This window comes from Herbaspirillum sp. B65, from assembly GCF_000333555.1.
Taxonomy (GTDB): Bacteria; Pseudomonadota; Gammaproteobacteria; order Burkholderiales; family Burkholderiaceae_D; genus Herbaspirillum; species Herbaspirillum rubrisubalbicans.
Genome location: NZ_BADI01000876.1, coordinates 1 through 1,980, shown reverse-complemented (window position 1 = coordinate 1,980; position 1,980 = coordinate 1). Strand labels below are relative to the sequence as shown.

General features: G+C 62.9%; 3 protein-coding genes. All 3 read left to right on the top strand.

Features of this window, described 5'->3' with window-relative positions; genetic code table 11:
* Positions 1-440 (top strand): outer membrane protein OmpA (ompA, locus tag I5W_RS20860; protein ID WP_044530672.1); only part of this gene is annotated, 440 nt, incomplete at its 5' end.
* A gap of 148 nt (positions 441-588) precedes the next feature.
* On the top strand, positions 589-1,314 hold the full coding sequence (ubiG, locus tag I5W_RS20855; RefSeq protein WP_044530671.1) for a bifunctional 2-polyprenyl-6-hydroxyphenol methylase/3-demethylubiquinol 3-O-methyltransferase UbiG: 726 nt from the start codon (positions 589-591) through the stop codon (positions 1,312-1,314).
* An 87-nt stretch (positions 1,315-1,401) separates the two neighbouring features.
* Positions 1,402-1,980, top strand: a 579-nt coding sequence (locus tag I5W_RS20850; protein ID WP_044530670.1) for an HAD-IA family hydrolase, incomplete at its 3' end; no start/stop codon positions are given.

Here is a 1,980-nt window from a genome sequence, read left to right as displayed (position 1 = left end):
TCACGGTCCTTGCGAGACCGCCGGCCCCGGCTCCGGTTGCTCAGGCTCCGGCCGTTAAGGCTGTTGCTCCTGTTGCTGCTCCGACCTCGGAAAAGGTCACCTACGCTGCTGACGCTTTCTTCGATTTCGACAAGGCAACCCTGAAGCCGGCTGGCAAGGCCAAGCTGGATGAACTGGTTGGCAACCTGAAGTCGATCAACCTGGAAGTCATCATCGCCGTCGGCCACACCGACTCGATCGGCTCCGTCGCCTACAACCAGAAGCTGTCGGTTCGTCGCGCTGAATCCGTCAAGGCTTACCTGGTCTCCAAGGGCGTTGAAGCCAACCGCGTCTACACCGAAGGCAAGGGCAAGTCGCAACCGGTCGCTGACAACAAGACCGCTGCTGGCCGCGCCAAGAACCGTCGCGTGGAAATCGAAGTTGTGGGTACCCGCAAGTAATCGATTGACGCTACAAGGCTCTACCAAGAACCCCGCTTCGGCGGGGTTTTTTTATTGCTGCTTCGTTGACGCGTCAGCCCTCTTTTGCACTGCGTATTGATCTGGCGCGCCTGACCGCCCCTACCGGTTTGGGCTATCATTAGGCCCCATGAATACGACCAACGCGACCAATGCGACCATGAACGCCGATCCCCAAGAGATCCAGAAATTCAGTGAACTGGCCCATCGCTGGTGGGACCCGGGTTCCGAATTCCGTCCCCTGCACGAAATCAACCCGCTGCGCCTGGAGTGGATCAACGCCCGCGCCCCGCTGGCCGGCAAGAAGGTGATCGACATCGGCTGCGGCGGCGGCATCCTGGCCGAATCTATGGCCAGGAAAGGCGCGGATGTCACCGGCATCGACCTCTCCGACAAGGCCCTGAAAGTGGCCGACCTGCACAGCATGGAGTCGGGCGTACAGGTGCGCTACGAAAAGATCGCCGCCGAAGACATGGCCGCGCGCGAAGCAGGCCAGTATGACGTGGTGACCTGCATGGAAATGCTGGAACACGTACCCGATCCGGCCGCCATCGTGCGCGCCGCCGCCACCCTGGCCAAGCCGGGCGGCAAGCTGTTCTTCTCGACCCTGAACCGCAACATGAAGTCCTACCTGATGGCCATCATCGGTGCCGAATACATGCTGCGCCTGCTGCCCAAGGGTACGCACGACTACGCCAAGTTCATCACTCCGGCCGAACTGGCGCACTACACCCGTGAGGCCGGCCTGCAGATCGATGCCTTCAAGGGCATGGGCTACAACCCGTTGACCAAGATCTATTCACTCAACGAAGACACCAGCGTCAATTACCTGGTGGCCTGTACCAAGCTGGCCTGAGCCTGCGCCCAGCCCGACTGCCGAGACCCCTACCGCTCACCGCCGCAGCCCAGTGCTGCGGCGTTTTTCTCCACAGCACTAAACACCATGCCACTACGCCCTCCGCGCGCGATCCTGTTCGACCTCGACGGCACCCTTGCCGATACCGCCCCCGACCTGGCGGCCGCTGCCAACTTCCTGCGCCACGAAAGAGGCCTGGAAAATGCCCCCTATGAAAGCTTACGCCCGGTCGCCTCGGCCGGTGCCCGCGGGCTGATCGGTGCAGCGCTGGGCATCCATCCGGGCGATGCAGAATATGAAGAGTTGCGCGTACTTTTCCTGGACCGCTACCAAGCCAACATGACCACCCACAGCCGCCTCTTCGACGGCATCCCGGAACTGCTGGCGCAACTGGACGCACGCGGCATCGCCTGGGGCATCGTCACCAACAAGGCGGCGCGCTTCACTGATGTGCTGGCGCCGCAGATCGGCCTGGGCCATGCCGGCTGCATCGTCTCCGGCGACACCACCCCGCATTCCAAGCCGCACCCAGCGCCCTTGCTGGAAGCCGCACGACGCCTGCAACTGCCTGCCGCAGACTGCTGGTACGTCGGCGACGACCTGCGCGACATCCAGGCCGGACGTGCCGCCGACATNGCCACCATCGNCGCCGCCTGGGGCTATTGC

Coding starts and splice junctions, on each gene's coding strand:
- ubiG (WP_044530671.1), top strand. CDS start 589: ATGAATACGACCAACGCGACCAATGCGACCATGAACGCCGATCCCCAA.